Here is a 23,368-nt window from a genome sequence, read left to right as displayed (position 1 = left end):
TCCGTGGATATGTGGTCCACGACACCTCCTTTTACTCGTGAGCAACTTGAATGCCGCGTTGCTCACTACCCGTGCCGTTGGATCTTCATGCGGAAGGGGCAGGTTGGGCAGGTGTTGCGCATGTCACCTGGTGAGCCAGTTGAGGAACTGGCTCCACATTCCGCTGCGTTCGGCCGGGTGGGCCGGGCTCGCCGCCTTCTCCTCCGCGACTGTCCCGGTGCCCGGCTCCTGGCCGGTACGCCGTCCGGACCGCACCGGGGTGAAGCGGGCCGGGAGCGTGGCCAGAGCCCGGTTGAAGGGGCCCGGACGCCACGTCAGGCTGTCCTCGGGGACGGCGAGTTGCACGTCGGGCAGCTCGTTGAACAGGTGCTCGATGGCGGTGACGGTGATGTGCCGGGCCGGTTCCTTGGACGGGCAGGCGTGCGGGCCCGCGCTCCAGGCCAGGTGCGCGCGGTTGCTGCCGGCCTGACGCGAGGCCTCGAGGGCCGGGCCTGTGTTGGCCGCGGCGAAGCTGACCAGGACCAGGTCGCCCGCCTGCAGGTGCTGTCCGGCGAGTTCCGTGTCGGCGGCGGGGTAGTGCGGCGCGTAGTTCGACATGGGAGGGTTCTCCCACAGCGTGTCGTCGAGGGCCTCGTCGATCAGGCCGCCCTCGCGGGCGTAGCGCTCGTGGGTGAGCAGCCGGTGCAGCGTGTTGCCGATGAGGTTGCGCAGCGGTTCGGCGCCCGCGCCCAGCAGCAGCGCGAGCTGGTGGACCATCTCCTCGTCGGTCAGCCGCGCCTCGTGCCGCATCAGCCAGGAGGTGACGTCGTCGCCCGGCTTGCTCCGCTTGAGCGCCACCAGCTCCTCCACCGCCTGGAACAGCACCGCGGTGGCCTTGTCGGCGTTGACGCCGTCGAACATGCCGGAGATGCCGAACAGCACCCGGTCCCCGATGTCGGCGGGGCAGCCGAAGAGTTCGTTGAACACGAACAGCGGCAGCTGCCTGGCGTAGTCGCCGAGCAGGTCGGCCGAGCCGCGGCCGCCGAACTGGGAGATGAGGTAACCGGAGATCTGCTCGGTGCTCCGGCTCAGCCGGCGGGAGTCCACCCGCGCCATGCTGTCGGTGACCGCCTGCCGCAGGCGCAGGTGGTCGGCGCCGTCGGCGAACATGCAGTTGGGCCGGTAGGCCAGCAGCGGCGCGACGGGGCTGTCCGGGCCTACCTTGCCCTCGTTGAAGGCCCGCCAGCGGCGCGCGTCCTTGCGGAAGGAACCGGAGTCCTGCAGCAGCTGGAGCGCCGCCGCGTAGTCCGTGACCAGCGTCGCCTCGACGCCGGGGGCCAGTTCGACGGGCGCGGCGGCCCCGTAGTGGCGCAGGTACTCGTAGTACGCCTGCGGGTGGGCGGCGAACTCCGGCCCGTGCAGCGGCACGCGGGCGCCGGAGCCGTGTGCCGGGCACCCGGGCGGCGGCACCGGGGCGGTGTCGTGGGCGTTCATGTCTGCTCCCAGCTCCTAGCGGGTGCGGTCCAGCAAGTAGCGGACGAGGGTGGTCAGTGCGGCGGCCGAGGACTTCTCGTCGCGGGCGTCGCAGGTGACGACGGGGGTGTCGTCGAGCAGGTCCAGTGCCTCGCGCAGCGCCCGCTCGTCGCGCAGCGGCGCGCCGTCGAAGTGGTTGACGGCGATGGCGTAGTCGAGTCCGTAGTGCTCGATGAGGTCGATCACGGGGAAGGAGTCGGCCAGCCGCTCGGGGTCGACCAGTACCAGGGCGCCGAGCGCGCCGCGGGCCATGTCCTCCCACATCTGGACGAAGCGCTGCTGCCCGGGTGTGCCGAACAGGTAGAGCACGACGCGGTCGCTGATGGTGAGACGGCCGAAGTCCATGGCGACCGTGGTGGTGGTCTTGCCCTGGACCCCCTTGAGGTCGTCGACCGACTCGGCGGCCTGCGTCATCGTCTCCTCGGTGGACAGCGGCTCGATCTCGGAGATGGAGCCGATGAGGGTGGTCTTGCCCACCGCGAAGTGGCCGACGACGAGGATCTTCACCGCGGTCTGGGTCGCTCCGCCGCGTACGTAGTCCTGCTCACCCAAACTTGGCGCGGAGGCCATTGAGCACCTCCTCCAGGATTTCCTTGTCGGCCAGGCGGGCGCGGGCCACGGGCGGGCGGGTCATGAGGTGGCCGCCTTCCATGAGGGAAGCCAGCAGGATCCGCACCACGCCCAGCGGGAAGTGGGTGTGTCCCGCGATCTCGGCGACCGAGAGGTAGCCGGCGGAGCAGAGGTCCAGCAGGCTCTGTTCCTCGGGGGACAGCCGGGCCGGCCGCCGTGTGTCCTCGGCGGAGGCGGTGACCAGGGTGATGAGGGAGAGGTGTTCGTCGTCGGGCAGGCCGCGGCCCTTGGTGATGACGTACGGGCGTACTAATTCCGCGGACTCGGGCTCCCAGCCGTCGTGGCCGGTCATGAGCGGGTGCCGAGGTTCTCGCGCGGCGGTGTCGTCAGCCGCTTGCCGAGCTGGGCGACGAGCTGCTGCATCCGGAAGGTGATGTCCGCCATGTCGACCTCGGGGGAGGCGGAGACGCCGAGGTAGGCGCCCTCGCCGGCGGAGATCAGGAAGACCCAGCCGCCGTCGAACTCGACCAGGGTCTGCCGCCACGCCTGGTCCGGGTCCTCACAGAAGAAGGCGAGGGTGCGGCTCAGCGACTGCACGCCGCTCATCGCGGCGGCGACCCGGTCGGCGTCGTCCCTGTCGAAGTCCTGCGTCCGGGCCATCAGCAGTCCGTCGGCGGATATCAGGACGGCGTGCAGGGCCCCGGGAATCTCCAGAGCGCTGTCGAGCATCCATGACAGATCGTCGTTCACGAGTCCTCATGTCCTTCGCTTCTTGCACCGGGTGTTCTGCTCGTCCGGTCCGTCTCCTGGGGCCGGGTGACGCGGCCGGTCTGCGTGCCCCGTTGGAAGGCGGCCATGATCTGAGCCTGCTCGGAGTCGGAGCGGCCTGCGGAGCGCGGGGTGGCCGCGCTGCCGGGCACGATGGCCATCGGGCGCTTGCGGCGCCGCCGGGGCAGACCGTCGTCGGTCTGGGCCGGGGTGAGCGCGGTGTCCGGTCCGCCGTCCTGGCCGGGCCGGGCCGTGGCGCGGGCGGCCGGGGCGGGCGCCTTCTTCTCCGGCATGGCGGTGAGCAGTTCGTGCGGCAACAGGACCACCGCGCGTACACCTCCGTAGGGGGAAGAGGAGTCCACCGACACCTCGAAGCCGAAGCGCTCGCACAGCAGGCCGATGACGGCGAAGCCGAACTGCGGCGGATTGCCGAGTCCCGCCACTCCCGAGGCGCGCTCGGTGGCGAGCAGCTTGTCGGCGCGGGCTCGCTCCTCGTCGCTCATGCCGACACCGGCGTCGTCGACGACGACGCAGATGCCCTTGGGCACGGTCCGGATGTTGATCTCGACGACGGTGTCCGGGCTGGAGTAGCTGGTGGCGTTGTCGAGCAGTTCGGCGAGGGCCAGGGCGACGGGTTCGACGGCCCGGCTGGTGATGCCGAAGTCGACCTGCGAGAGGATCTCCACCCGGCGGAAGTGCCGGACGCGCCCCTGCGCGCTGCGCACCACGTCGTACACCGAGGCGGTGTCGCGCCGGCCGCCCAGCCAGCCGTCGCACAGGACCGCGATGGACTGGGCACGCCGGCCGAACTGCGAGTTGGTGTGGTCGATCTCCAGCAGGTCCTGGAGGAGCGCCGAGTCGCCGTACTTCGTCTGCAGCCGGGAGAGGACCAACTGCTGTTCGGCGGCGAGACCCTGAAGGGTCCGCATGGCCGATTTCAGGACGGTCTTCGTCTCGTCCTCGGCCCGCTCCTGCGCCGCCTGCACGGACTTGCCGTAATCGTTCTCCAGCTCTGTGTAATGGGCCCTGAGCCCTTGGACCTCCTGCCGCAAAGCTCGCGCCGCCCTGCGCTGGCGGCTGATGAGCGCGGCGGCGGCGACGAGGGCGACGAGGGCGGCCCAGAGCAATGGGTTCCCTGTGTATTCCGTCATAAGACTCTCTTCAGGCGACTGAAGGCCGGCTTGCTGAGTTCCCGTCTACGCGGGCGGCCCGGTGGACCGCCCGCACCGAGGTGGGTGCTGTGCCCGGGCTGTCCCTGAAGTCGGGGATGCCGTCTTTCACCCATCCGCCCGCTCCGCAAACGCGGTGATCGTATCACCGCATGATCAGCTGAATTGACGTCAAGAAATGCTCATACGGCAGCGGTTGGGGACCGACAGGTGGCCGTACCCGGGCGGTGGGTACAGTCGGCCCCGTGAAAGATGCACAAGACACCTTCCGCCCCGGCCCGGGGGCGGCGCGGGACGGCACGGCGTGACGCCGGAGGCCATGACCGCGGTGTTCGCGGCGGGCTTCGGGGCCGGCGCCATCAACAGCGTCGTCGGCTCCGGAACGCTGATCACCTTTCCGGTCCTGCTGGCCACGGGACTGTCGCCCGTCACCGCCACGGTCTCCAACGCGCTCGGCCTCATCCCCGGTTCCATCAGTGGGGCCGTCGGCTACCGGAAGGAGCTGAGCGGCCAGCGCCGGCGCATCCTCGAACTGAGCGCCGGGGCGTTGCTGGGCGGTCTCGCCGGCGCCACTCTCCTGCTGTCCCTGCCCGCCGACGCGTTCGAGACGATCGTGCCGGCTCTGGTGGGTCTGGCCCTGGTGCTGGTGGCGCTCCAGCCCCAGCTCAGCAGGCTGGTCCAGCGCCGCCGCGAGCGCACCGGCGCCTCCCCCCGCCGTGACGGCGGCCCGCTGCTGTTCACCGGCCTGACGCTCGCCAGCGTCTACGGGGGCTACTTCGCGGCCGCGCAGGGGATCATCTACCTGTCCCTGATGGGCATGCTCCTCGACGAGTCCCTGCAGCGCCTCAACGCCGTCAAGAACGTGCTCTCCGCCCTCGTCAACACCGTCGCCGCGCTCTTCTTCCTCTTCGCCGCGGACTTCGACTGGACGGCCGTCGCACTCATCGCCGCCGGCTCGGCCCTCGGCGGTTACGCCGGGGCCAAGGTGGGCCGGCGTTTCAGCCCTCTGGTCCTGCGGATCCTGGTCGTGACGGTCGGCACCGTCGCCCTCGTGCAGCTGCTGCTCCGCTGACCCGGCCGACTACGGGGCGGGCAAGAGCGGAACCTTCCCCATCTCTTGTTCCTTCACACCGTGACCGCGCGGGCAGGGCACGGGGACACACCACGCCGTCGCGCGGATTGCCCAGGGGAGCGATCAGGGAAGCCATGGGAGCGCCCAAGACCGACTCGAAGGGGCGCACCCTCGTGACGCTCGTGGCGCCTCCCCCATACCCAGGGCAGCGGGCTCGCTGCCGAACTCGTCACCGCGGTCGCCACGATCATCCGGCGGGTACCGCTGGAACTCGCCCCCGGCCAGACGGTACGGCCCGTCGCCGCGGCCACCGTACGGCCCCGGAACCTGCTGATGACCGTACGCACCAGAGAGGGTCCCCCGGCCCCGTCCGCCGGCTGAGCCCGTGCGCCGGGCCGGCCGGCGGGGCCCGGCGGCCGGCCCCGGGCCCGTCGGCATAACGGCGCGTTATGAGAAGTCGGGATTGGCGGCCCCTGATCCGCTCCCGACATGCTGAGCGGCGCCCCCACACACCCACACGCGCCCCTACGCGTGTCGTCGGAATCGAGGAGCCTTGCGCATATCCAGACTCGTCCCCACCTTGACGGCCGCTCTCCTGGCAGCGCTGCTGTCCGCGTTCACGCTCGCGCCGAGCGTCTCGGCGGCGGAACCGCGGCCCGGCGACGGCGGCCCCCAGCCGATCATCGGCGGCGGCTACGCGCAGAACGCCCCCTGGGCCGCCCGGCTGTTCTCCAACGGCGCCCAGACCTGCAGCGCGACCATCATCTCCCCCACCTGGATCCTCACCGCCAAACACTGCGTGAGCGGCGGGGGTCTCTCCTTCCGCATCGGCAGCCTCGACCAGCGGTCCGGCGGCACCGTGGCGAACGGCGTCCAGACCGTCACCCACGGCTCGTCGGACCTCGCGCTGGTCCGGCTCGACCGCTCCGTCTCCGCCTCCTACGCACAGCTCGGCCAGCCGGGCACGGTACGGGTCGGCCAGACCGTACAGGTCTACGGCTGGGGCGCCACCTCCCGGTGCGGCTCGGAGATCAACTGCCAGTCCCCGTACCTGAAGGTCGCGAACGTGAGCGTGACGCAGGGCTGCCGCGACGCCTACTACGGTTCGGCGATCTGCGCCCGTCCCGTCGACGGCATCACCGCGGGCGGCGACTCGGGCGGCCCGATGATGGCCGGCGGCATCCAGGTGGGCGTCGCCTCGACCAGCGACCGGCAGACCACCACGGCGTACACGAACGTGACCGCCTACCGCTCGTGGATCCAGTCCGTCGCGGGCGTCTGACCCGTCCCGCCCCAAGGAGCGAACCGCGGTCCGGCCGACCGCGGCCTGCCTCCCTCCCGGCGGAGGCAGGCAGGCCGCGGGACCCGGCGCTCGTCGCCGGTACCGGCCGGCCCCCCGATGCGCCCTGGTACCCGGCGTCCAGGAACCGGACGGCCCGGCAAGCGCGTGGTGAATGCATCTACCGTTCACCGAGAACGATCGGCGTCCCGCGCGAAGGAGCACCGGTATGGCCGGGCAGACGGACAAGCCCCTGGTGAACGAAGACGAGGTGGCCGTACTGCGGCTCCAGGACGTGAGCGTCCGCCGTCACACGACGGACCAGTCGATCCTCGACGGGATCGACTGGTCGGTCCGGCCGGGAGAGCACTGGGCCCTGCTGGGGGCCAACGGCGCCGGGAAGACCACCCTGCTGCGGCTGCTCGGCGCGCTCATGCACCCCACGGCCGGTAGCGTCGACGTCCTCGGCAGCCGGCTCGGCCGGGTCGACGTCCGCGAGCTCCGTACCCGCATCGGCCATGTCACCTCCGCCCAGCGGGTGCCGCAGGACCTCACCGCCCACGCGGTCGTACTCACCGGACACAGCGGCACCGTGCAGCCACTGTGGCGGACGTACGACGACGAGGTCCGGCTCCGTGCCCACGAACTCCTGACCGAACTGGGCGTCAAGGAGCTGACCGACCGGCCCTACGGCGTCTGCTCGGGCGGGCAGCGGGCCCGCGTCCTCCTCGCCAGGGCGCTGATGGCGGACCCTGCCCTGCTGCTCCTGGACGAGCCGTTCAACGCCCTGGACCTGCCGTCCCGCGAGGATCTCGTCGAGGCCATGCACCAACTGGCCGAGGGACGCCCGCAGCTGGCCACCGTGACGGTCACCCATCACCTGGAGGAACTGTTCCCGGCCGTCAGCCACGCTCTGCTGCTGCGCGAGGGCCGGCCCCTGTCCCAGGGACCCGTGAACGACGTCCTGACCGACTCCCTGCTGACCACCTGCTTCGGCCGTGACATCACGGTGGCCAGGCGCGACGGCCGCTGGTCCGCCTACTCGGGCCGCCGCACGCGGGGTTAGCGGCTCCTCTGCTCGAAGGCCATCACTCACGCTCGAACTCGCGGTACGTCGCGAAAGAGGAGGCCGCCCCCCGTGCGGGGGCCTTCCTGGAGGAGCACGCCCTCGGCGGGACCGGCACGTCGCTCCACGACTGCTAGGTTCACCTCCCGTGCATCCACAAGTATTCGACATGCAGTTCCGTGAACGCGGCCGCCGGACAAAGAGCTTCGGCTTCGGCCTGCTGGCCGTCGCGACTCTGCTGTGGGTGTGGTGCGGCGTACTGCTCACCACCCCGTACGAGATCGAGCGCGAGTACTCGACCCACCCGGTGGAGTGCGAGTCCCGCCTGTTCACCGACGACGGGACGGCGAACGAGGGTCCGTCCAAGGATCCCTGCGGTGACGAACGGGACTGGCCCGAGGTGCTGGCTCTGCTCGGCCTCTCGATTCCCGTCTCCGTCGCGGGCGCGGTGCTCCTCACCTACGGACTCATCGGTGTGCGGGTGAGCGAGCACGCCGCCGACCTGGCCCGCCTGCAAGAACTCGCCGACCGGGGCAAGGGCCGGGCCGACGCGTAGCCCGCGTGGCGGAGGGAGGCCGCGCGAGGGCGGCCCCGGGCGTATCGGCGTACCGAACGTCCGGGACCGCCCCTCGGCTCCCCCGCCGGGGGCCTGCCCAGCCGCCGGCCGATGAAAACGGGACCCGCGGCGGCGGGGCGCACGTGCACCCCCACGGGTCACCCCGGTCAACACGGTGATGCCGGCGAGGTGCGAGGTCGTCCCGTCCGCGCTGCCGGCTCGTTGACGGGGCATGCGCACGGGTGGAGGACCCTGCTTCACCCGCCCGCCCCGACCCGAGGAGCAGCCACCCCATGGGAACCGCCGTCCACGTCCCGCAGACAAGGGACATGCTCGGAGACGAGCTCTCCGGCGACGAAGCCCTGACCGCCCTGCGCCGGTACGGCGGCCTGCGGCTGCTGACCGACGCCTTCACCCGGTTCCGCTACGCGGACGGCTTCACCAACGCGCGGGCCCTCGCCTTCCAGGTGGTGATCGGTCTGGTCCCGTTCACCATCGCGCTCGTCGGTCTGGCCACGTCGGTGCAGACCGAGGGCGTGGGCCGGGTCATCGAGCTCACTCTCGGCCGGATCGTGCCGGGCGCCGGCGCCGACGTCGTGCAGAAGGCGTTCGAGGGCACCCGGCGCAGCGCCGACAGCGACGCGTGGAGCACGCTGGCGCTGTGGCTGGGCCTGGCGTTCGCCGTGCTGAACCTCGCTTCGGCCATGGGCCAGATCGAGCGGGGCGCCAACCGCATCTACGGCATCGAGCGCGACCGCCCCTTCCCCCGCAAGTACGCGAGGGCGCTGGTGCTCGCGGTCACCGCCGGTCTGCCCATGGTGACGGGGTTCCTCGTGCTCGTCGCGGGCGAGGCCGTCGGGGACGCCGTGGCCCGCTCCGTCGGCGACCGGGACGGCGTCACCGGGTGGTGGGGTGTCCTGGAGGTACCGACGGGGCTGCTGCTGGCCTGGGTCGCCTCGGCGGTGATCCTGCGCTGGTCACCCCGCCGCGACCAGCCCGGCTACACCTGGCTGGCCTTCGGTTCGGCGGTCCACCTCGTGCTGTGGGTCTCGGCGACCTGGCTCCTCGCGCTGTACGTCGGTCGCAGCGGCGCCTTCGGTGACGTCTACGGTCCGCTCACCGCGTTCATCGCGCTGCTGCTGTGGGCGAACCTCACGGCCGTGGCACTCTTCCTCGGCATCGCGTTCGCCGCCCAGTTGGAAGCGGCCCGGGCCGGCATCCGTACGCCCGTGCGGCCGGACCCCGGGCCGGGCGCCTGACGGTCCTCGGCGACCACGGGTCGCCCGGCGGAGCCGGCCCCGGGCCCGGCCGGCGGGAACGTCAGGAGCAGCCCCAGGCCGACATCCCCTGGAGCCGGGCCAGCCGTTCGGCCACGGCGATCTGCTCCACGCGGGAGGCGAGGTCCGCGCGCGGGGCGTACTCCAGGCCGCCCGCCGCGATCCAGCTCGACCGTGCGAACTGCAGGCCCCCGTAGTAGCCGTTGCCGGTGTTCGCCTTCCAGTTGCCGCCGGATTCGCACTCGGCGATGGCGTCCCAGTCGGTGCGCAGGGGGACCGAGGGCGATGCCGCCGCGGTGGTCGTACCCAGTGCCGTCGCGGCGAACAGGACCACCACGGCGGTCCGGATCCTGCGACCCTGCGAACTGCGCACGTCGCCCGTATGAGCATTTCGTCTACAGATCATACAAAGACTGATACACCACGTGGCGGCCCTCCGCCGTGCCGACGACCCCGTCCTTACGCCGGTCGGAGCACCCGAACCACCCCCGGCAAAGGCCTGCCCGGTGCAGCCAACCGGCCTGTGCCGGCGAGGTGTTGCGCTCATCGTCACCCACTGCCCGCGTCACGTCGCCGACCGTACGCGGCCCGGGCCGTCCGCCACCGCTTTCGGCGGCGAGGCAGTCCGGTACGGCCTCCGGGGCGACGAGGCGGTTGACGCGGTTCGGGACGTCGAAGCCGATCAGGAGGAGCACCACGAGGGTCAGCGAGAACGTCAGCACCGCGAGCGACTGGCCCGGGTACATGGCCGACGCCGGCCCGGCCCCGAGCACCGGCGCGACGGCGCTGCCCAGCGCTCCGACGTTGCAGGTGAAGCCCAGGGACGCCGCCCTGGTCTCGGTCGGGAAGTGACCGGCGGTGAACTTGGGCAGCAGAACCGAGATGCCCGGGTGCCCGCGCCGGCGTGCCGTACCGCGGCGGATCGTCTCACGTCCACAATTCGCCGCTGTCGCACAACCGGGCGCCCATGTTCCGCTGCATCATGCGCAGCGCGGCATCCGCGAGGTCGGCGTGGATGTGTGCGACCGCGTCGCGCGGGACGATGACCTGCAGGTGGCGGATGTGGGCGTCGAGCGCCGAGTAGAGCACGCACTGTTCGGTCACTTGCCCGCACAGCACGAGCCGGTCGATCCCCTGCTGGTGCAGCAGGTACGTCAACGGGGTCTCGAAGAAGATCGAGTGGCGTGCCTTGACCACGAAGAGGGAGGCTTCGTCGGGCTTCAGCGGCTCGACGAGTCGGGCGTGCGGTCCCGAGAGGGCCTTGTCGAGGATCTCACCGTGGTGCGAGCGCCATTCACCGAAGTTGTCGTTGACGTAGATGACGGGGACGCCCTGCCGCCGCGCCCGCTCCAGCAGGCCGGTCTGCGCCGGAAGCACGGATTCCACGACGGGAATCAGCGAGTCGGCGTCCTCGTGATCGTAGGTGTTGATCATGTCGATGACGATCAGCGCGGTCTTGCCCATGCAGCCCAGGTTGCCACTGGGCGGCGGTAAAACCACACTTTGCCGGCGGACGGCGGGGCGAGGAGTCCTCGGGGAGGTCACCCGCGGGCCCGCTCGGAGGGTTCCGTCTCTTCCCCGGCGAGGGGACTCAGCGCCCAGGGCGCCGGTCCCAGGCCCTCGTTCCAGTCGCGCAGCCGCCCCTCGTTCACGCAGACTATTCCGCACTGCTCGGCGTACTCGACTGCCGGTGCGGTGAAGTCGCTGCTGGTGACGAGGACCGCGACGTCTGCCTCGTGGACGGTGAAACAGGTACCGCCGAAGCGCTGCAGGTCCTGGGAGCCGACCTTGTGGTCGTCGCCGTAGCGCTTGCACTGGATGACGACGCGCCGGCCGTCCGGGGCCAGCGCCACCACATCCGCGCCGAGGTCGCCCGCTCCGCCCACGACCTCCACCTCGGCGCAGCCGTCCCGTACGCAGAGATCGGCTATCACCTGCTCGAACTCGTCGGGGCTCAGCGCCTCGTGGTCGACGACCGCGGCCGTGGCGGGCTCATCGAAACCGTGCGCCTCGTCCGTCGGCGCGGCCGTCCGCTGCTCCTCCAGCACGTCCAAAGCCGTCGCCGTGGCTTCCTCCAGCGCTCCGGTGGTGCGGCGCGCCAGTCTCCTCGCGGAGAATCCCGAGCGCCCGCGCCGGCAGACGACACCTGCCACCACCGCCCCGAGCACCAGTACGACGGCCCAGGCGGGGCGCCGCTCCGCGACGTCGAACGCCATCCGCACGACCCACCCCGCGACGACCAGACCGACGGCGGCGAGGCCGAAGTACATGGCCGTCGCCCGGAGGTCGAAGCGGCGCCCGGAGCGTCTCGGGCGGGTGCGGCGTGCGGACACGGTCACGATGGTCGTTCCTCCCTGCGGCCGACATGTTGATCACGTACGCCGTCTGCCCAAGAACCGCCGGTTCACCGTCCGTTCATGACACGCCGTCGGATGGCTCATCCATCCCTTGCGTAAATCTTCCAGGCATAACGTGAGGAATATGAAGAAATGCCATGTTGTGTACCTGGTGTGCACCGCAGCGATGATCGGAACGGGGCTCGGCGCGGCTCCGGCATCCGCCGACCACACGACCCACGTGGTCCACCCCGGCGAATCCATCCAGAAGGCGGTGGACGCCGCCGAGCCGGGCGACACCGTTCTCGTCACCCCCGGCACCTACCACGAGAGCGTCAGGGTGAGCACCCACGGGCTCACCCTGCGAGGCGTGGGCCACGGCACGATCGTCAAGCCGAGCACGCAGAAGGCCGCGGACAACACCTGTGCCGAGGGCGGCAACGGCATCTGCGTCGTCGGCACGAAGGACAAGAACGTCAAGGGCGTCACCGTCGCCGACCTGACGGTGACCGGCTTCAAGCGCACCGGCCTGTTCTCCGCGGCCACCGACGGACTCACCGTGCGGAACGTGACGGCGGTGAAGAACGGCGTCTGGGGCATCGCCCAGGAGCAGTCGATCCACGGCACGTTCCGGGACAACATCGCGCGCGACAACGGTGACGCGGGCATCTTCCTCGCCAACACCGTCACGGCCGAGGAAGGCGCCGCGGACAGCGAGGGCACCCTCGTCGCACACAACCGGCTCGAGGGCAACCGGATCGGTGTCACCGTCCGCCGTCTGCGCAACCTCGCCGTCGCGGACAACTACGTCGGCGGCAACTGCGCGGGCGTGTTCGTCGTCGGCGACGAGAACAAGCCCAGGGCCGGCGACCTGGTCGTACGCGACAACTACGTCGTGCGCAACAACAAGTCCTGCCCGAAGACCGACCGGCTGGACGCGCTCCAGGGCTCCGGCATCGTCCTGACCGGCACCGAGCAGGTCCTGGTCGCGGACAACACGGTCGAGGGCAACTCCGGCAAGTCCCCGATGTCGGGCGGCATCGTCCTGTTCAAGAGCTTCGTGGGCGTCACCAGCGAGAAGAACGACATCAACGGCAACAGGCTGCGCGGCAACTCCCCCGCCGACCTCGTCAACACCGAGACCGGCGACATCGCCAAGGGCAACACCTTCGCGGGCAACACCTGCGGGTCCTCCAAGCCCGCGGGACTGTGCTGACCGGCCGGCCGTAGCCACCGGTGGGCCCGAGCGGACCGAAGCAGGAAGGAAAGCGGCACATGACGACCGCACAGACTGCCCCACCCCCGCCCATGCGGCTGAGGGAGCTCGTGTTCGGGGCGGCATGTGCCGCCGCCCTCCGCGCGGCCGTCCGGCTCGGGGTCGCCGACGCGCTCGGTGACACCCCCATGGCCGTGGAGGATCTCGCGGCCTCGGTGAAGACCGAGCCAGGACCGCTGCGCCGGCTACTGCGCGCCCTGACCTGCTACGGCGTCTTCGCCGAGGGCAGGGACGGGAGGTTCACGCACACCGACATGTCGCTGCTGCTGCGCGAGGACGACCCGCACAGCCTGCGCCACATCACGCTGTGGTGCACCGAGCCGTGGACCTGGGACGCGTGGCCTCAGCTGGACGAGGCGGTGCGTACCGGCCGCAACGTCGTCGAGGGCCTGTACGGCAAGGAGTTCTTCACCTATCTCAACGAGGACGCACCCGAGTCGGCCGAGGTCTTCAACCGTGCCATGACGACGTCCAGCCGCCAGTCGGCCCAGGACGTCGCGGCCCTCCTCGACCTGTCGGACGCCACCTCGGTCGCGGACATCGGCGGCGGCCAGGGGCACGTGGTGGCGAGCCTGCTGGAGAAGTACCCCGCGCTGCGCGGCACCCTGCTCGATCTGCCGCGCGTCGTGGAGAACGCCGACCCGCGGCTGCGCGAGGGCGGATCGCTCGCCGACCGGGTACACGTCGTGCCCGGCGACTGCCGGGTGGCCGTCCCCGTCCAGGCCGATGTGTACATCATCAAAAACATCCTGGAGTGGGACGACGACAGCACCGCCCGCGCGCTGCGGGGCGTCATGGCGGCGGGCGGGCCCGGGGCGCGGGTCGTGGTCATCGAGAACCTCGTCGACGACACACCCTCGATGCGGTTCAGCACCGCCATGGACCTGCTGCTGCTCCTCAACGTCGGCGGCGCGAAGCACACCACCGACAGCATGATCGGCCGGCTGACCGACGCGGGCCTCGTCATCGACGACATCCGTCCCGTCAACCCCTACCTGCACGCGTTCGACTGCACCGTGCCCCGGTGAGCTGACCGGGAGGCGCGGCACATGTCGGCCGCCGGACCGCTACGTGCGCGGTCCGGCGGCCGACATGTGCACGCCGGGGGGCGGCGGATCAGGCACCGGGCGAGCGACGGTCGGTGACGAGCTCCATACGGGCGCCCTCGAGAGCGCGGGCGAGGTCGTCGCCCGCCGGCGCGGCGGCGTCCGTAGCGGCCGGGCCGTCCAGGAGCGTCGTCAGCCCGGCCACCTGGCCGGGGTCCGGAAGGCCGAGGGACACCGCCGGGCCGGCGGCGTCCAGGCCGCCTCGTACGTCGACCAGCCGCACCACCACGTCGTCGCGCTGGAAGATCGTGCTGCGCAGGACCACGCTGTCCGGGTCGTCCGCCGCCGCCTCGTCGCGCTCGGCGAGCAGCCGGGCCAGCCGCATGCCGCAGCCCGGCCGGGCCGGGTACGACAACGCGTACCGCCGCGCCGCCGGATCGTCCTGACCCGCGGTCACATGGTGGACGGCGGGCAGTGCCGCCCGTGTGTAGAACACCCGGGCGGACTCCGGGTCGCCGAGGTCGCGGTCCTGCTCCAGATACGGGTTGAGGGCCTCCTCGACGGCCCGTACCTCGGGCTGTGCGGCCACGTGCCGCAGGGCCGCGAGCAGGTCCCCGCGCACCTCGATGGCCCGCACCACCCGGTTGCCGTGCAGGAACAGGGAGGTACGGCACAGCCGCGTGGTGTCGTCGACCCGCAGTTCGGGCGCGGCGTAGTCGGCGAGGATCCCGGCGACCGCCTCCTCGCTGCCCGGTTTCACGGTGAAGGTGAGGGCGTGCCGGATCACGCCGTCACCGAGGCGCGGCGACGCCTGGAGCCCGCCCCGGGCGGTCCCGGCACCCGCGGCCGGGTGGCTGGTCTCGCGGACCACGTGGAAGCGGAGTGACCTGGTGTCCCGGACGCATCTGTGCAGCGGCTTCACCATCCGCACGTGCTCCTCGCTGCTCACCCAGTCCAGGAACGGCGGGGCGCTCTCCCACTCACTGGTGATCAGCCACTGCGAGGGGTTCTCGATGGACTGGCACAACTGCTCGCCGAGGTGCCCGGGGACGGACTCGACGTGGCTGCGCAGTTCCTCGTACGTCTCGATGAACTGCTGCTGGGCTCCGTCGTGGACGTCCACCAGCAGGACGACCCGGAGTCTGGAGCCGTCGAACACGGACTGGGAGACATGGTGCGACACCTGTCGCGTCACCGGTTTCGAAGCAGTGGTGGACGTCATGGTCATCCTTCGCACATCTCCTTCGCTGGGGGCGGAACTGAACGTCGGCCGCGGTGATGCGACGCCAGCGTCCCTCGATCCTGTGCCCGGCCCCGCGGGCGCGCGACTCGTGTGCACTACACGAGTGATCGGGCGGTACCCGGGACGGCGTACGGAACTCGGCCGTGCGGAACTCGGCCGTGCGGAACTCAGGCGAGGTGTGCGAAGACCACCAGGTTCTGGGTGTAGTCCCTGGCCTTGCGGTCGTAGTCGCCCGCGCAGGTGATGAGCCGTACCTCGGACCGGTCCGCGTCGCCGTACACGCGCTCGCTGGGGAAGTCGTCCTTGTCGAACGTCTCCAGGCCGTCGACCACGAAGGACGCCCTGCGTCCGTCGGCCCTCTCGACGTGGAAGACGTCTCCCTCGTCCAGCCGGCCGAGGTACGCGAAGACGGCCACCGACGTTTTCGTGTCCACGTGCCCGGCGATGATCGAGGTGCCCTTCTCTCCGGGGGAGGCGCCCTTGGCGTACCAGCCGACGAGGTTGGTGTCGTCGGACGGCGGGGCCTGGAGCTGCCCGTTCGCGCCGATGGCGAGGTCGGTGAAGGGGGCGTTGACGAAGGCCTGCGGGATGAGCAGGCGCACCGGCTTCGAGCGCGGCAGGTACGTGTCGGTGACGGTGTCTGCGTCCGTGGCCGTGTCCGTGGCCGCCCCCGCCCGGCCGGCGGCCGCGGAGGGGGCCGACGCGCTGGGCTGCGCGGCGAGCGGGGGACGCATGGAGTCGGCCGTCGTGTCGTTGCCGCCGATCAGGCTCATCGCCAGGATCAGGAGGGCCATGGCGCACAGCAGCGTCATGCCCGAGCGGGACCCGGTCTGCTCCGGCTCGTCACCGGCAGGGGAAGAAGGGGGGGCCGGCGCCGGCGGGACAGGCGGGACTGGCATGGGGGACCACCTCACTGAGGCACAGGCGGACAGGGTGGGAAGGAGCGAGCCGGGCCGCCGCACGGTGCCTCGGTGGCGGCCCGACTGCTATCGCGCCCGGCATGGCTCACGCCACCCCGTGAGCCGACTTCCTGCGGCGGACGGCGTACAGGCCGGTCGCGGCGACGCCCAGGACGGCCAGGCCGCCCGCGGTCGTGGTCGGCGCGTCCAGCCCGCCGCCGCCGGTGTGCATGCCACCACGCGGCTTCTCGTGCTCACCGCCGCCCCACGACTTCTCACCCTCGTCGTGCTTGCCCTCGTCCTGCTTGTGGCTCTCTTCGCCCTCCTTCGAGCCACCCTCCCAGTCACCCTTGTCCACAGCGGTCAGCGCACCGCCACCCGTGTGCATGCCACCACGCGGCTTCTCGTACTCACCGCCGCCCCACGACTTCTCACCCTCGTCCTGCTTGCCCTCGTCGTGCTTGCCTTCGTCCTGCTTGCCTTCCTCGTGCTTGCCCTCGTCCTGCTTGCCTTCCTCGTGCTTGCCTTCGTCCTGCTTGCCCTCGCCGTAGTTGCCCTCGTCCTGCTTGCCTTCCTCGTGCTTGCCCTCGTCCTGCTTGCCCTCGCCGTAGTTGCCCTCGTCCTGCTTGTGGCTCTCTTCGCCCTCCTTCGAGCCACCCTCCCAGTCACCCTTGCCCACAGCGGTCAGCGCACCGCCACCCGTGTGCATGCCACCGCTCGGCTTCTCGTACTTGCCTCCGTTGTCATGCTCCTTGCTGTACGAAGCGTCGTCGTGGTCCCCGTCACCCCAGACCGCCGCGTAGGCGCCGGGAGCACCGAGGACGAGGACGGCCGAGGCCGCCGCCGTGGTCAGGGCCATGCGAGCTGAGCGCATCTGTGTTCCTTCCGTCACGACCGGGCAGCTGGCGCTTCGTCAGCTGAGGTGACCCGGACCTGACGTGAATTACCGTCAGTCAGCCCTCCGCATCGCGCCACTCGAGGCGCTCAGCCGGGTGAACGCCCGCCCGTTCCAGGGCCAGCGTGCGGACGAGTGGGGTGTACGAAACGGGGTACGGAGGCCTTCCCCCCTACCCGGGTCCACCGATCAGTGACGGCAGGTTCGACCGGACACCTCTGTCGGTCAACTGCTCCGCCCGGCAAGGCTTCCGGGTGTGAAGTCAAGGACAGGTACTGGTATCCGCCCGTTCGGGTGCCCCGGACGAGCGCGCCGCCGAAGCTGCGGCCCGCGACCTGACGGCCCGGACGGAAGCACTGCCCGAGGTGGCGGACGTGGCGGCCCCGCTGGGGTCGGGTGATCGCCGGATCCTGACGCCGGCCTGGATGGTCCGCGCCATAGCCTGTACCAGAAGGCGTCCTCGTTCCCCTACTCCTCCGGGTCGGCGTGTGTCGGGTCCGCCACCTCGGGCTGCTGGCGGCGGGAGCCGGGCGCGGCCCGGTCGGGGGTGGCCTCGCTGTGCGCGGACTGGGGCGGCGGAGGCGGTGCGGTGTCCCCCGGGGCGCCGACGCCGGCGGCGGGCAGGCGCAGGGCGAGCAGGGCGACGTCGTCGCCGCGGGGCGTGAGGCGGTCGAGCAGCTCGTCGCAGTACTCGTCGATGCTCCGCCCCTCCAGCCGGCGGGCCAGGACGCCGGCGTGGTGGCGGAGCTTGGCCATGCCCAGGTCGATCGGACGGTCGCGGCTCTCCACCAGGCCGTCGGTGTAGAGCAGGAGGATGCTCTCCGGCGGGAGCTCCTCGCTCGCGTCGGGCCAGTCCAGACCGAGGCGCAGGGTGGCGCTCATGCCGATGAGCGGGCCGTGTCCGCCCTCCAGGAAGCGGGTCTCGCCCTCCCGTGTGATCAGCAGGGGCGGCGGGTGACCGGCATTGACCCAGTGGAACTGCCAGGGGCCGCCTTCCGGGCCTTCGACGCGGGCAAAGACGAGTGTGGCCATGGGGGCGTCGCTGGTGTTGGTCACGGCCTCGTCGAGGCGCCGCATGATCACACTGGGCGGCTCCTGATGGTCCCAGGCCAGGGCGCGCAGCATGTTGCGGACCTCGGCCATGTGGGCGGCGGCCTGGAGGTCGTGTCCCACCACGTCCCCGATGACCAGGGCCATGACGCCGTCGGCGAGCAGGAACGCGTCGTACCAGTCGCCGCCGACCTCCATGGCGCTCTCGGCGGGCCAGTACCGGGCGGCCATGCGGACGTGGTCGACCTGTGGGAGGGGGGTCAGCAGCTGGCGCTGCATGGTCTCGGCGACGTTCTGCTGCTCGTGGTAGAGCCGGGCGTTGTCCAGGAGCAGTCCGACGCGGCGGCCGATGTCGGCCAGCAGGGCGACCTCGCCCTCGGTGTGGGCGGGGTGGTCCCCCTCACGTGCCACGGTCAGCATCCCGTACGAGCGTTGCCGGGTACGGAGCGGGACGACCACGGCCGAGTGTCCGCCGAGCCGTTCGAACAGCACCCGGTGCGTGGCGGCGAGGGGGTTTCGCGGGTCGTCGAGCGCGTCCTCGGCGCTCAGCACGACGGGGCGGTCACTGTTGATCAGCCGGGCCAGTGCGGCGCGGGCCGGGTCCGGCAGCGGGGTCCCCCGCCCTCTCAGCCGTCCCGCCCGGTGCGGGTACGTGCTGCTGCGGACGGCGACCCGCTCCAGGATGTCCGAGTGCCCCGGGTAGACGTCGACCGCGGCCCACTGGCCCAGTTCCGGCACCAGCAGCCGTACGAGACGGCGGATGGTGGCGGAGGTGCGTTCGGTGGGGATCAGTACCGTGGAGATCTCGGCCACCAGATGCAGCTGGGCGGTGAGGTCCTCCAGGGCGGTGGTGCGCGCCTCAGTCTCCTCGGTGGCGCTGCGGTGCAGGCTGAAGTCGTGGAAGACGAGCACCAGCCCTTCCGGCCGGCCTTCCCTGACCAGCGGGGTGGTCGCCCAGATGATCGGTACCGTGGTGCCGTCCGCCCGCTGGAAGTACTCCTCACTGCCCTCCTCGGAGGACGCTCCGTGCAGCGGGTTGCGCAGCGCGCAGCGCTCGCGGGGCACGGGGCTGCCGTCGGCGTGCCGGTGCAGGAGGTCGTGCGCGTCGTGTCCGATCATGTCCCGCGCCGGCCGCCCCAGCAGGTGCTCGGCCCAGGGGTTCACCGAGGTGATGCGCGCGGACGGGTCGAGGGTGAGGACGCCGGCGCCGAGAGCGTGCAGGACGGCGCGGGCGAAGTCGGGTGCCGGGGCCACGTCCGCTCCTTCGGCTCCTGGCTCGTCGCCCACCCGGTGGTCCGCCCAGCGTGACGTCACGACCCTCACAGCCTTCCGATACCGTCCATCCGCCAGGTTCCCTCAGTCGGCCGGGACGAACCGCTCCGGAGGGCCGAAGGGGGGAGGTCGGGTAGGCTCCCGGTGCTGATCTTGTACCTGGAGGGCTGCGTGCGGACGAAGACCACGACCACGGCGTCGACCGTGCTGACCTGTCTGCTGGCCGGGGTCCTGGTGGCCGGGTGCGGCAGCGGCGGCTCCGGCGGCAACGAGTCCGCCGACGACCTGCTGGAGGACGCCAACGCCGTGATGCGGGGACTGAAGTCCGTGCGGGTCGACTCCACCAGCACCACGGCGAAGGGCGGAACGGTCACCGTCCGGCTCGTGACCGACCTCGACAGCCGGTGCACCGCCACGACCACGTTCTCCCAGGGCGGCACCCTCGACCAGATCCGGATGGGCGAGACCGACTACGTCCGTCCCGACCGCGCCTATCTGGAGAAGCGGAAGCCCGGCAGCGTCACCAGTGAGCAGCGGCTGTGGATCAGGACGCCCGCCGACGCGGCACAGCCGGGTGACGGGCTCTCCTCCTGCACGCGTCCCTTCGAATCGTTCGGTACGGCGGAGCAGGGGAAGAACACCCGCGTCGGCGACCGGGATGCCGTCGAGCTGACCGTGACCGACAAGGAGGACGCGGACGGGACGTACACCTTCTACGTCGCCACAGAGGGCAAGCCGTATCTGCTCAAAGCGGTCTACAAGGGTGCCGAGTACGACACGACCACGTCCTTCGCCGGCTTCGACGAGCCGCTGGACATCCGGCCGCCGGAGGCGGCCGAGGTGATCGACGCGCAGGACGCGCTGCGGTGAGCCGGTGAGGCAGTCGGTCGCTCCGCTTATCCGGATGCACCGCCGGCTCGCTCACCGTAGCTTGGCGTGATGTCCGAACTCAGAACGGATCGTCTCGTCCTCCGCCAGTGGCGTGCTTGTGACCTCGCCCCGTGGGCGGCCATGAACGCCGACCCGGTGGTCCGTGAGTATTTCCCCGGGGTGCTCACCCGGGAGCAGAGCGAGGCGTCCGCGGCCCTCTTCCAGGCCGACCTGGTGCGTCGGGGCTGGGGATGGTGGGCGGTGGAGGTCGTCGCCACCGGCGAGTTCATCGGGTTCACCGGCCTCGACCCCGTGGAGGACGGCATGCCGTTCACCGGGGTGGAGGCCGGGTGGCGTCTGGCCCGTCCGGCGTGGGGACACGGCTATGCCACCGAGGCCGCACGGGCCGTGGTGTCCCATGCCTTCGAGGAGATCGGGCTGGCGGAGGTCCTCGCGGTGACGACGGCCACCAATCTGCGCTCGCGGGCGGTGATGCGCCGCATCGGCATGACCCACGACCCGGCCGACGACTTCGACGACCCGGGCGTGCCCGAGGGCCCACTGCGCCGCTGTGTGGTCCACCGGCTCCGGGCCGGGCACCGACAGCCCGCCGAACGGTAGGTGCGGCGGACGGCGGCCGGCCGTCCCGTACGGCGGTGGTGTCGTCGTTTCGCCGGGCGGTGCTGTCGTCGCCGGGTTCAGGACGGTTGGCCGACGGCCGTGCCGTTCCTGTCGTCGGCGAGCCGCACCGCGGCCCGCATGCGTTTGCCGACCGGCTCCCGGCGCACCTCGAAGCTCTGGCAGACGGCCATGACTATCTCCAGCCCGTGCCGGCCGATCCGGCCCGGGTCCGCCGTCTCGGCCACCGGCAGCACCGGGTCGCTGTCCCACACCGTGACCTCCACCCGGTCGTCGGCCAGCTCCAGATCGATCAACGAGGGTCCTGGCGCGTATTTGCAGGCGTTCGTCAGCAGTTCGCTGACCACCAGTTGCACGAGGTCCGTCGCGCGGTCGGACACCGCGAGGCCCTGCACCGCCCGCACCCGTGCCAGAAACCCCCGGGCCAGCTCACGGCCCCGGGCGATGTCGCCGGGCATGCCCTCGTACTCCGCCGAAACCCTGACCGGCTCGCTTCTCGGCCGGCCCCCGTTCTGGGCAGCCCTGTCCATCCGATCCGCCCTCTTCCTGAGCCTTGACCGCTACGCCAGCCCGTCTACCCCCGAAATCCGGGAAACACCAGAGACCGGCCGCCCGATCACAAGGACGGCCGTCCGGTCACGAGCACTCGCTGGTCTCACCGCTCACTGGCTCGTCGGGCGCAGGACGAGGCAGAGGAAGCCGAACGCGTCCCGGTAGACCCGCAGCCATCCCTCGCGGTGGGTGGTGGCCGCGTCGAGTGCCTGGGCACTGTCGGGGTCGGTGGGATGGTCGAGGGCCCACGAGGCCAGTGACCCGGTCCAGGACCATTCGTAGTCGTCGAGCTCCCGGCGGGTGCTGACGTGCCCGCCGACGGGGGTCCAGCCGTCCGCGACGACCCGGTCCAGCGTGGCCGGCAGGTCGGTGAGTTCACCGAGCATCTCGACGGCCTCGGCGGACGGTTCGCCTTCCCAGAAGCCATCACCGACCAGGACGCGTCCCCCGGGTGCCAGGTGCTCGCGGGCGGCGGCGAGGGCGGCGGGCAGGCCGCCGAAGGCGTGGGTGGAACCGACGCACAGGACCAGGTCGAAGCGGTGCGGGGAGGTGAACCGCGCGGCGTCCTGGTGGTGGAGGACGAGGCGGTCGGGCACGCCGAGCCGGTTCGCCGCCTCCCGGGCGTGGGCGAGCGCGGGCTCGGAGACGTCGACGCCCTCGGCGGTCAGCCGCGGATGTGCGGCGAGGGCGCGCAGGAGCCACTCCCCACCGCCGCAGCCGAGGTCGAGAACGCGCGCGTCGCCGCGTGGGACACCCTGGGCCAGGAGCCGGCGCACCGAGTCGTCGTCGAGCGGGGCGGCGATCGGGTGATCGGCATGGGCGAGTCGGGAGATCAGTTGTCGGTCCACCGGCGGATCCTCACACGACGGCCCGGCCGACGCACCTGGTTTCCGCTGAGCCCGCCCAGCACGGCACCCGGCACGACCCACGCGGGGGTTTCCTTAGGATGGCCGCCGTGGATCTCCTCGCCGTACGCACCTTCGTCACCGTCGCGGAGGCCGGTCAGTTCCGGGTCGCCGCCGCCGAACTGGCCGTCACCCAGCAGGCCGTCTCCAAGCGCGTCGCCGCGCTGGAGAAGGATCTCGGGGTGCCGTTGTTCACGCGCACCGCGCGCGGTGCCCGGCTCACCGTCGACGGGCAGGCGTTCCTCCCGCACGCGCGTGCGCTGCTCGACGCCGAGGACCGGGCCGCCGCCTCCGTACGGCCCGGCCGCCGCCCCCTGCGGGTCGACGTGATCGGCAGACGGCTGGCCACGGCCGGTCTGCTGCGCGACTTCCACCGCACCCGCCCGGACATCGACCTCGATGTCGTCATCCTCTTCGACGCGGACGCGATCGCGGCCGCGAACGCCATCCGGTCCGGGGAGATCGACGCGTCATTCCGCTGCGTCACCGTGCCGGGGCGGGAACTCCCCGACGGCATCGAGGCCACGCCCGTCCTCGACGAGCCGCTCCAGCTGTTCACCGGGCCCGCCCACGAGTTCGCGACGGCCCGGGCGGTGGCCCCCGCCCAGCTCGCCGGTCACCGCATCTGGATGCCCGGCAACCTCCCCGGCACCGAGTGGTCGGCCTACTACGACGACCTTGCCGCCGCGTTCGGGCTCACCATCGACGCGATCGGCCCGAACTTCGGCGTCGAGGGACTCCTGGACACGATCGCCGAGTCCTCGACGGTCGCGACCTTCCTCAGCGAGCGGACCCCTCTCGTCTGGCCCGCCGGCCACGATCTGCGGCGCATCCCCCTGCGCGACCCGACGCCCGTCTACCCGCACTCCCTGCTCTGGCACGCCGACAATCCGCACCCCGCGCTGACCGCGCTGCGCGCCTGCCTGGCCTCCCGGCCGCCCCGCCTCCTCGACACGGCGGTCTGGACGCCGCCGTGGGCCCTGCGCACCCACCCGCGGGACGGCCGCACCCGGGCGTGACGTCCCCGCACGCCCGACCCGGCGGTTTTTGGGGGGTGGTCAGGGACCGGTCCGTAGCCGATCCTGAGTACCACGTCGTCAAGGCCGCGCGGTCGCA

At 71.5% G+C, this 23,368-nt stretch carries 24 protein-coding genes and 1 pseudogene; 10 read left to right on the top strand and 15 right to left on the bottom strand.

Features of this window, described 5'->3' with window-relative positions; translation table 11 throughout:
* Positions 1–123: 123 nt before the first annotated feature.
* The 5 genes from ACH4F2_RS12750 to ACH4F2_RS12730 are packed head-to-tail and all read right to left on the bottom strand — an operon-like array spanning position 124 to position 4,001.
* Positions 124–1,473, bottom strand: a complete 1,350-nt coding sequence (locus ACH4F2_RS12750) for a cytochrome P450 (protein WP_398132727.1) — start codon at positions 1,471–1,473, stop codon at positions 124–126.
* Between the two features lie 15 nt (positions 1,474–1,488).
* Positions 1,489–2,082 (bottom strand): ATP/GTP-binding protein, encoded by a 594-nt coding sequence (locus tag ACH4F2_RS12745; protein WP_055420198.1) that lies wholly within the window; start codon positions 2,080–2,082, stop codon positions 1,489–1,491.
* Entirely contained in the window at positions 2,057–2,434 is a 378-nt protein-coding gene (locus ACH4F2_RS12740; RefSeq protein WP_398132726.1) for a DUF742 domain-containing protein, read from the bottom strand. Before ACH4F2_RS12740 ends, ACH4F2_RS12745 begins: the two co-directional genes overlap by 26 nt.
* A complete protein-coding gene (locus tag ACH4F2_RS12735; protein ID WP_398132725.1) occupies positions 2,431–2,832 on the bottom strand; it encodes a roadblock/LC7 domain-containing protein in 402 nt (133 codons plus the stop codon). The genes ACH4F2_RS12740 and ACH4F2_RS12735 overlap by 4 nt, the downstream gene beginning before the upstream one ends.
* Positions 2,829–4,001, bottom strand: coding sequence for an ATP-binding protein (locus tag ACH4F2_RS12730; RefSeq protein ID WP_398132724.1), 1,173 nt, complete (start codon positions 3,999–4,001; stop codon positions 2,829–2,831). The genes ACH4F2_RS12735 and ACH4F2_RS12730 overlap by 4 nt, the downstream gene beginning before the upstream one ends.
* A gap of 337 nt (positions 4,002–4,338) precedes the next feature.
* On the opposite strand from ACH4F2_RS12730, the gene ACH4F2_RS12725 reads away from it, so the two are divergent.
* The 5 genes from ACH4F2_RS12725 (at position 4,339) to ACH4F2_RS12705 (ending at position 9,251) form a co-directional block, all read left to right on the top strand.
* Positions 4,339–5,091: a sulfite exporter TauE/SafE family protein gene (locus ACH4F2_RS12725; protein WP_398132723.1), complete on the top strand. Its 753-nt coding sequence runs from the start codon at positions 4,339–4,341 to the stop codon at positions 5,089–5,091.
* Between the two features lie 553 nt (positions 5,092–5,644).
* Positions 5,645–6,373 (top strand): S1 family peptidase, encoded by a 729-nt coding sequence (locus tag ACH4F2_RS12720; protein ID WP_398132722.1) that lies wholly within the window; start codon positions 5,645–5,647, stop codon positions 6,371–6,373.
* A 226-nt stretch (positions 6,374–6,599) separates the two neighbouring features.
* Entirely contained in the window at positions 6,600–7,436 is an 837-nt protein-coding gene (locus tag ACH4F2_RS12715) for an ABC transporter ATP-binding protein (RefSeq protein WP_398132721.1), read from the top strand.
* 148 nt (positions 7,437–7,584) lie between these two features.
* Positions 7,585–7,992 carry a hypothetical protein gene (locus ACH4F2_RS12710; protein WP_398132720.1) on the top strand — a complete coding sequence of 136 codons (408 nt, stop codon included), beginning with the start codon at positions 7,585–7,587 and terminating at the stop codon, positions 7,990–7,992.
* Positions 7,993–8,285: 293 nt separating this feature from the next.
* Positions 8,286–9,251, top strand: coding sequence for a YihY/virulence factor BrkB family protein (locus ACH4F2_RS12705; RefSeq protein WP_398132719.1), 966 nt, complete (start codon positions 8,286–8,288; stop codon positions 9,249–9,251).
* A 61-nt stretch (positions 9,252–9,312) separates the two neighbouring features.
* On the opposite strand, the gene ACH4F2_RS12700 is transcribed toward ACH4F2_RS12705, so the two are convergent.
* From ACH4F2_RS12700 to ACH4F2_RS12685, 4 genes and pseudogenes are all read right to left on the bottom strand, one after another.
* Positions 9,313–9,675 carry a transglycosylase family protein gene (locus ACH4F2_RS12700; protein WP_398132718.1) on the bottom strand — a complete coding sequence of 121 codons (363 nt, stop codon included), beginning with the start codon at positions 9,673–9,675 and terminating at the stop codon, positions 9,313–9,315.
* Between the two features lie 184 nt (positions 9,676–9,859).
* A pseudogene (locus tag ACH4F2_RS12695) lies at positions 9,860–10,156 on the bottom strand (MFS transporter); the annotation flags it as partial.
* Positions 10,157–10,196: 40 nt separating this feature from the next.
* Entirely contained in the window at positions 10,197–10,733 is a 537-nt protein-coding gene (locus ACH4F2_RS12690; protein ID WP_398132717.1) for an isochorismatase family cysteine hydrolase, read from the bottom strand.
* A 77-nt stretch (positions 10,734–10,810) separates the two neighbouring features.
* Positions 10,811–11,608: a restriction endonuclease gene (locus ACH4F2_RS12685; RefSeq protein ID WP_398132716.1), complete on the bottom strand. Its 798-nt coding sequence runs from the start codon at positions 11,606–11,608 to the stop codon at positions 10,811–10,813.
* 142 nt (positions 11,609–11,750) lie between these two features.
* On the opposite strand from ACH4F2_RS12685, the gene ACH4F2_RS12680 reads away from it, so the two are divergent.
* Entirely contained in the window at positions 11,751–12,821 is a 1,071-nt protein-coding gene (locus tag ACH4F2_RS12680; protein WP_398132715.1) for a nitrous oxide reductase family maturation protein NosD, read from the top strand.
* A gap of 59 nt (positions 12,822–12,880) precedes the next feature.
* Positions 12,881–13,909, top strand: coding sequence for a methyltransferase (locus ACH4F2_RS12675; RefSeq protein WP_398132714.1), 1,029 nt, complete (start codon positions 12,881–12,883; stop codon positions 13,907–13,909).
* Between the two features lie 88 nt (positions 13,910–13,997).
* Here ACH4F2_RS12675 and ACH4F2_RS12670 read toward each other — a convergent pair whose 3' ends face one another.
* The 4 genes from ACH4F2_RS12670 to ACH4F2_RS12655 form a co-directional block, all read right to left on the bottom strand.
* The gene (locus ACH4F2_RS12670; RefSeq protein WP_398132713.1) at positions 13,998–15,155 is read right to left on the bottom strand and encodes a SchA/CurD-like domain-containing protein; all 1,158 of its coding nucleotides are present in this window, start codon (positions 15,153–15,155) and stop codon (positions 13,998–14,000) included.
* A 182-nt stretch (positions 15,156–15,337) separates the two neighbouring features.
* Complete coding sequence (locus ACH4F2_RS12665; protein WP_398132712.1) at positions 15,338–16,069, bottom strand: class F sortase; 732 nt, start codon at positions 16,067–16,069, stop codon at positions 15,338–15,340.
* Positions 16,070–16,175: 106 nt separating this feature from the next.
* Positions 16,176–16,943: a hypothetical protein gene (locus ACH4F2_RS12660; RefSeq protein ID WP_398132711.1), complete on the bottom strand. Its 768-nt coding sequence runs from the start codon at positions 16,941–16,943 to the stop codon at positions 16,176–16,178.
* Between the two features lie 489 nt (positions 16,944–17,432).
* Entirely contained in the window at positions 17,433–19,328 is a 1,896-nt protein-coding gene (locus ACH4F2_RS12655) for a SpoIIE family protein phosphatase (RefSeq protein WP_398132710.1), read from the bottom strand.
* 102 nt (positions 19,329–19,430) lie between these two features.
* Between ACH4F2_RS12655 and ACH4F2_RS12650 the strand changes: the two genes are divergently transcribed.
* Together ACH4F2_RS12650 and ACH4F2_RS12645 are read left to right on the top strand one after the other, a co-directional pair.
* The gene (locus ACH4F2_RS12650) at positions 19,431–20,156 is read left to right on the top strand and encodes a hypothetical protein (RefSeq protein ID WP_398132709.1); all 726 of its coding nucleotides are present in this window, start codon (positions 19,431–19,433) and stop codon (positions 20,154–20,156) included.
* 69 nt (positions 20,157–20,225) lie between these two features.
* Positions 20,226–20,777, top strand: a complete 552-nt coding sequence (locus tag ACH4F2_RS12645; RefSeq protein WP_398132708.1) for a GNAT family N-acetyltransferase — start codon at positions 20,226–20,228, stop codon at positions 20,775–20,777.
* A gap of 77 nt (positions 20,778–20,854) precedes the next feature.
* Here ACH4F2_RS12645 and ACH4F2_RS12640 read toward each other — a convergent pair whose 3' ends face one another.
* Together ACH4F2_RS12640 and ACH4F2_RS12635 are read right to left on the bottom strand one after the other, a co-directional pair.
* Positions 20,855–21,325 (bottom strand): ATP-binding protein, encoded by a 471-nt coding sequence (locus ACH4F2_RS12640; protein ID WP_398132707.1) that lies wholly within the window; start codon positions 21,323–21,325, stop codon positions 20,855–20,857.
* Between the two features lie 132 nt (positions 21,326–21,457).
* On the bottom strand, positions 21,458–22,195 hold the full coding sequence (locus tag ACH4F2_RS12635) for an SAM-dependent methyltransferase (RefSeq protein ID WP_398132706.1): 738 nt from the start codon (positions 22,193–22,195) through the stop codon (positions 21,458–21,460).
* A gap of 107 nt (positions 22,196–22,302) precedes the next feature.
* Between ACH4F2_RS12635 and ACH4F2_RS12630 the strand changes: the two genes are divergently transcribed.
* Positions 22,303–23,271: a LysR family transcriptional regulator gene (locus ACH4F2_RS12630; RefSeq protein ID WP_398132705.1), complete on the top strand. Its 969-nt coding sequence runs from the start codon at positions 22,303–22,305 to the stop codon at positions 23,269–23,271.
* The last annotated feature ends 97 nt before the right edge of the window (positions 23,272–23,368 follow it).

Origin of the sequence: Streptomyces sp. NPDC017890 (assembly GCF_044328675.1) — a bacterium.
Classification (GTDB): domain Bacteria; phylum Actinomycetota; class Actinomycetes; order Streptomycetales; family Streptomycetaceae; genus Streptomyces.
The sequence above is the reverse complement of the archived record's forward strand: the minus strand, read 5'-3'. Positions and strand labels throughout refer to the sequence as shown.

Coding starts and splice junctions, on each gene's coding strand:
- ACH4F2_RS12675 (WP_398132714.1), top strand. CDS start 12,881: ATGACGACCGCACAGACTGCCCCACCCCCGCCCATGCGGCTGAGGGAG.
- ACH4F2_RS12725 (WP_398132723.1), top strand. CDS start 4,339: ATGACCGCGGTGTTCGCGGCGGGCTTCGGGGCCGGCGCCATCAACAGC.
- ACH4F2_RS12640 (WP_398132707.1), bottom strand. CDS start 21,325: ATGGACAGGGCTGCCCAGAACGGGGGCCGGCCGAGAAGCGAGCCGGTC.
- ACH4F2_RS12745 (WP_055420198.1), bottom strand. CDS start 2,082: ATGGCCTCCGCGCCAAGTTTGGGTGAGCAGGACTACGTACGCGGCGGA.
- ACH4F2_RS12690 (WP_398132717.1), bottom strand. CDS start 10,733: ATGGGCAAGACCGCGCTGATCGTCATCGACATGATCAACACCTACGAT.
- ACH4F2_RS12700 (WP_398132718.1), bottom strand. CDS start 9,675: ATGATCTGTAGACGAAATGCTCATACGGGCGACGTGCGCAGTTCGCAG.
- ACH4F2_RS12665 (WP_398132712.1), bottom strand. CDS start 16,069: ATGCCAGTCCCGCCTGTCCCGCCGGCGCCGGCCCCCCCTTCTTCCCCT.
- ACH4F2_RS12645 (WP_398132708.1), top strand. CDS start 20,226: ATGTCCGAACTCAGAACGGATCGTCTCGTCCTCCGCCAGTGGCGTGCT.
- ACH4F2_RS12680 (WP_398132715.1), top strand. CDS start 11,751: ATGAAGAAATGCCATGTTGTGTACCTGGTGTGCACCGCAGCGATGATC.
- ACH4F2_RS12750 (WP_398132727.1), bottom strand. CDS start 1,473: ATGAACGCCCACGACACCGCCCCGGTGCCGCCGCCCGGGTGCCCGGCA.
- ACH4F2_RS12705 (WP_398132719.1), top strand. CDS start 8,286: ATGGGAACCGCCGTCCACGTCCCGCAGACAAGGGACATGCTCGGAGAC.
- ACH4F2_RS12715 (WP_398132721.1), top strand. CDS start 6,600: ATGGCCGGGCAGACGGACAAGCCCCTGGTGAACGAAGACGAGGTGGCC.
- ACH4F2_RS12730 (WP_398132724.1), bottom strand. CDS start 4,001: ATGACGGAATACACAGGGAACCCATTGCTCTGGGCCGCCCTCGTCGCC.
- ACH4F2_RS12660 (WP_398132711.1), bottom strand. CDS start 16,943: ATGCGCTCAGCTCGCATGGCCCTGACCACGGCGGCGGCCTCGGCCGTC.
- ACH4F2_RS12740 (WP_398132726.1), bottom strand. CDS start 2,434: ATGACCGGCCACGACGGCTGGGAGCCCGAGTCCGCGGAATTAGTACGC.
- ACH4F2_RS12670 (WP_398132713.1), bottom strand. CDS start 15,155: ATGACCATGACGTCCACCACTGCTTCGAAACCGGTGACGCGACAGGTG.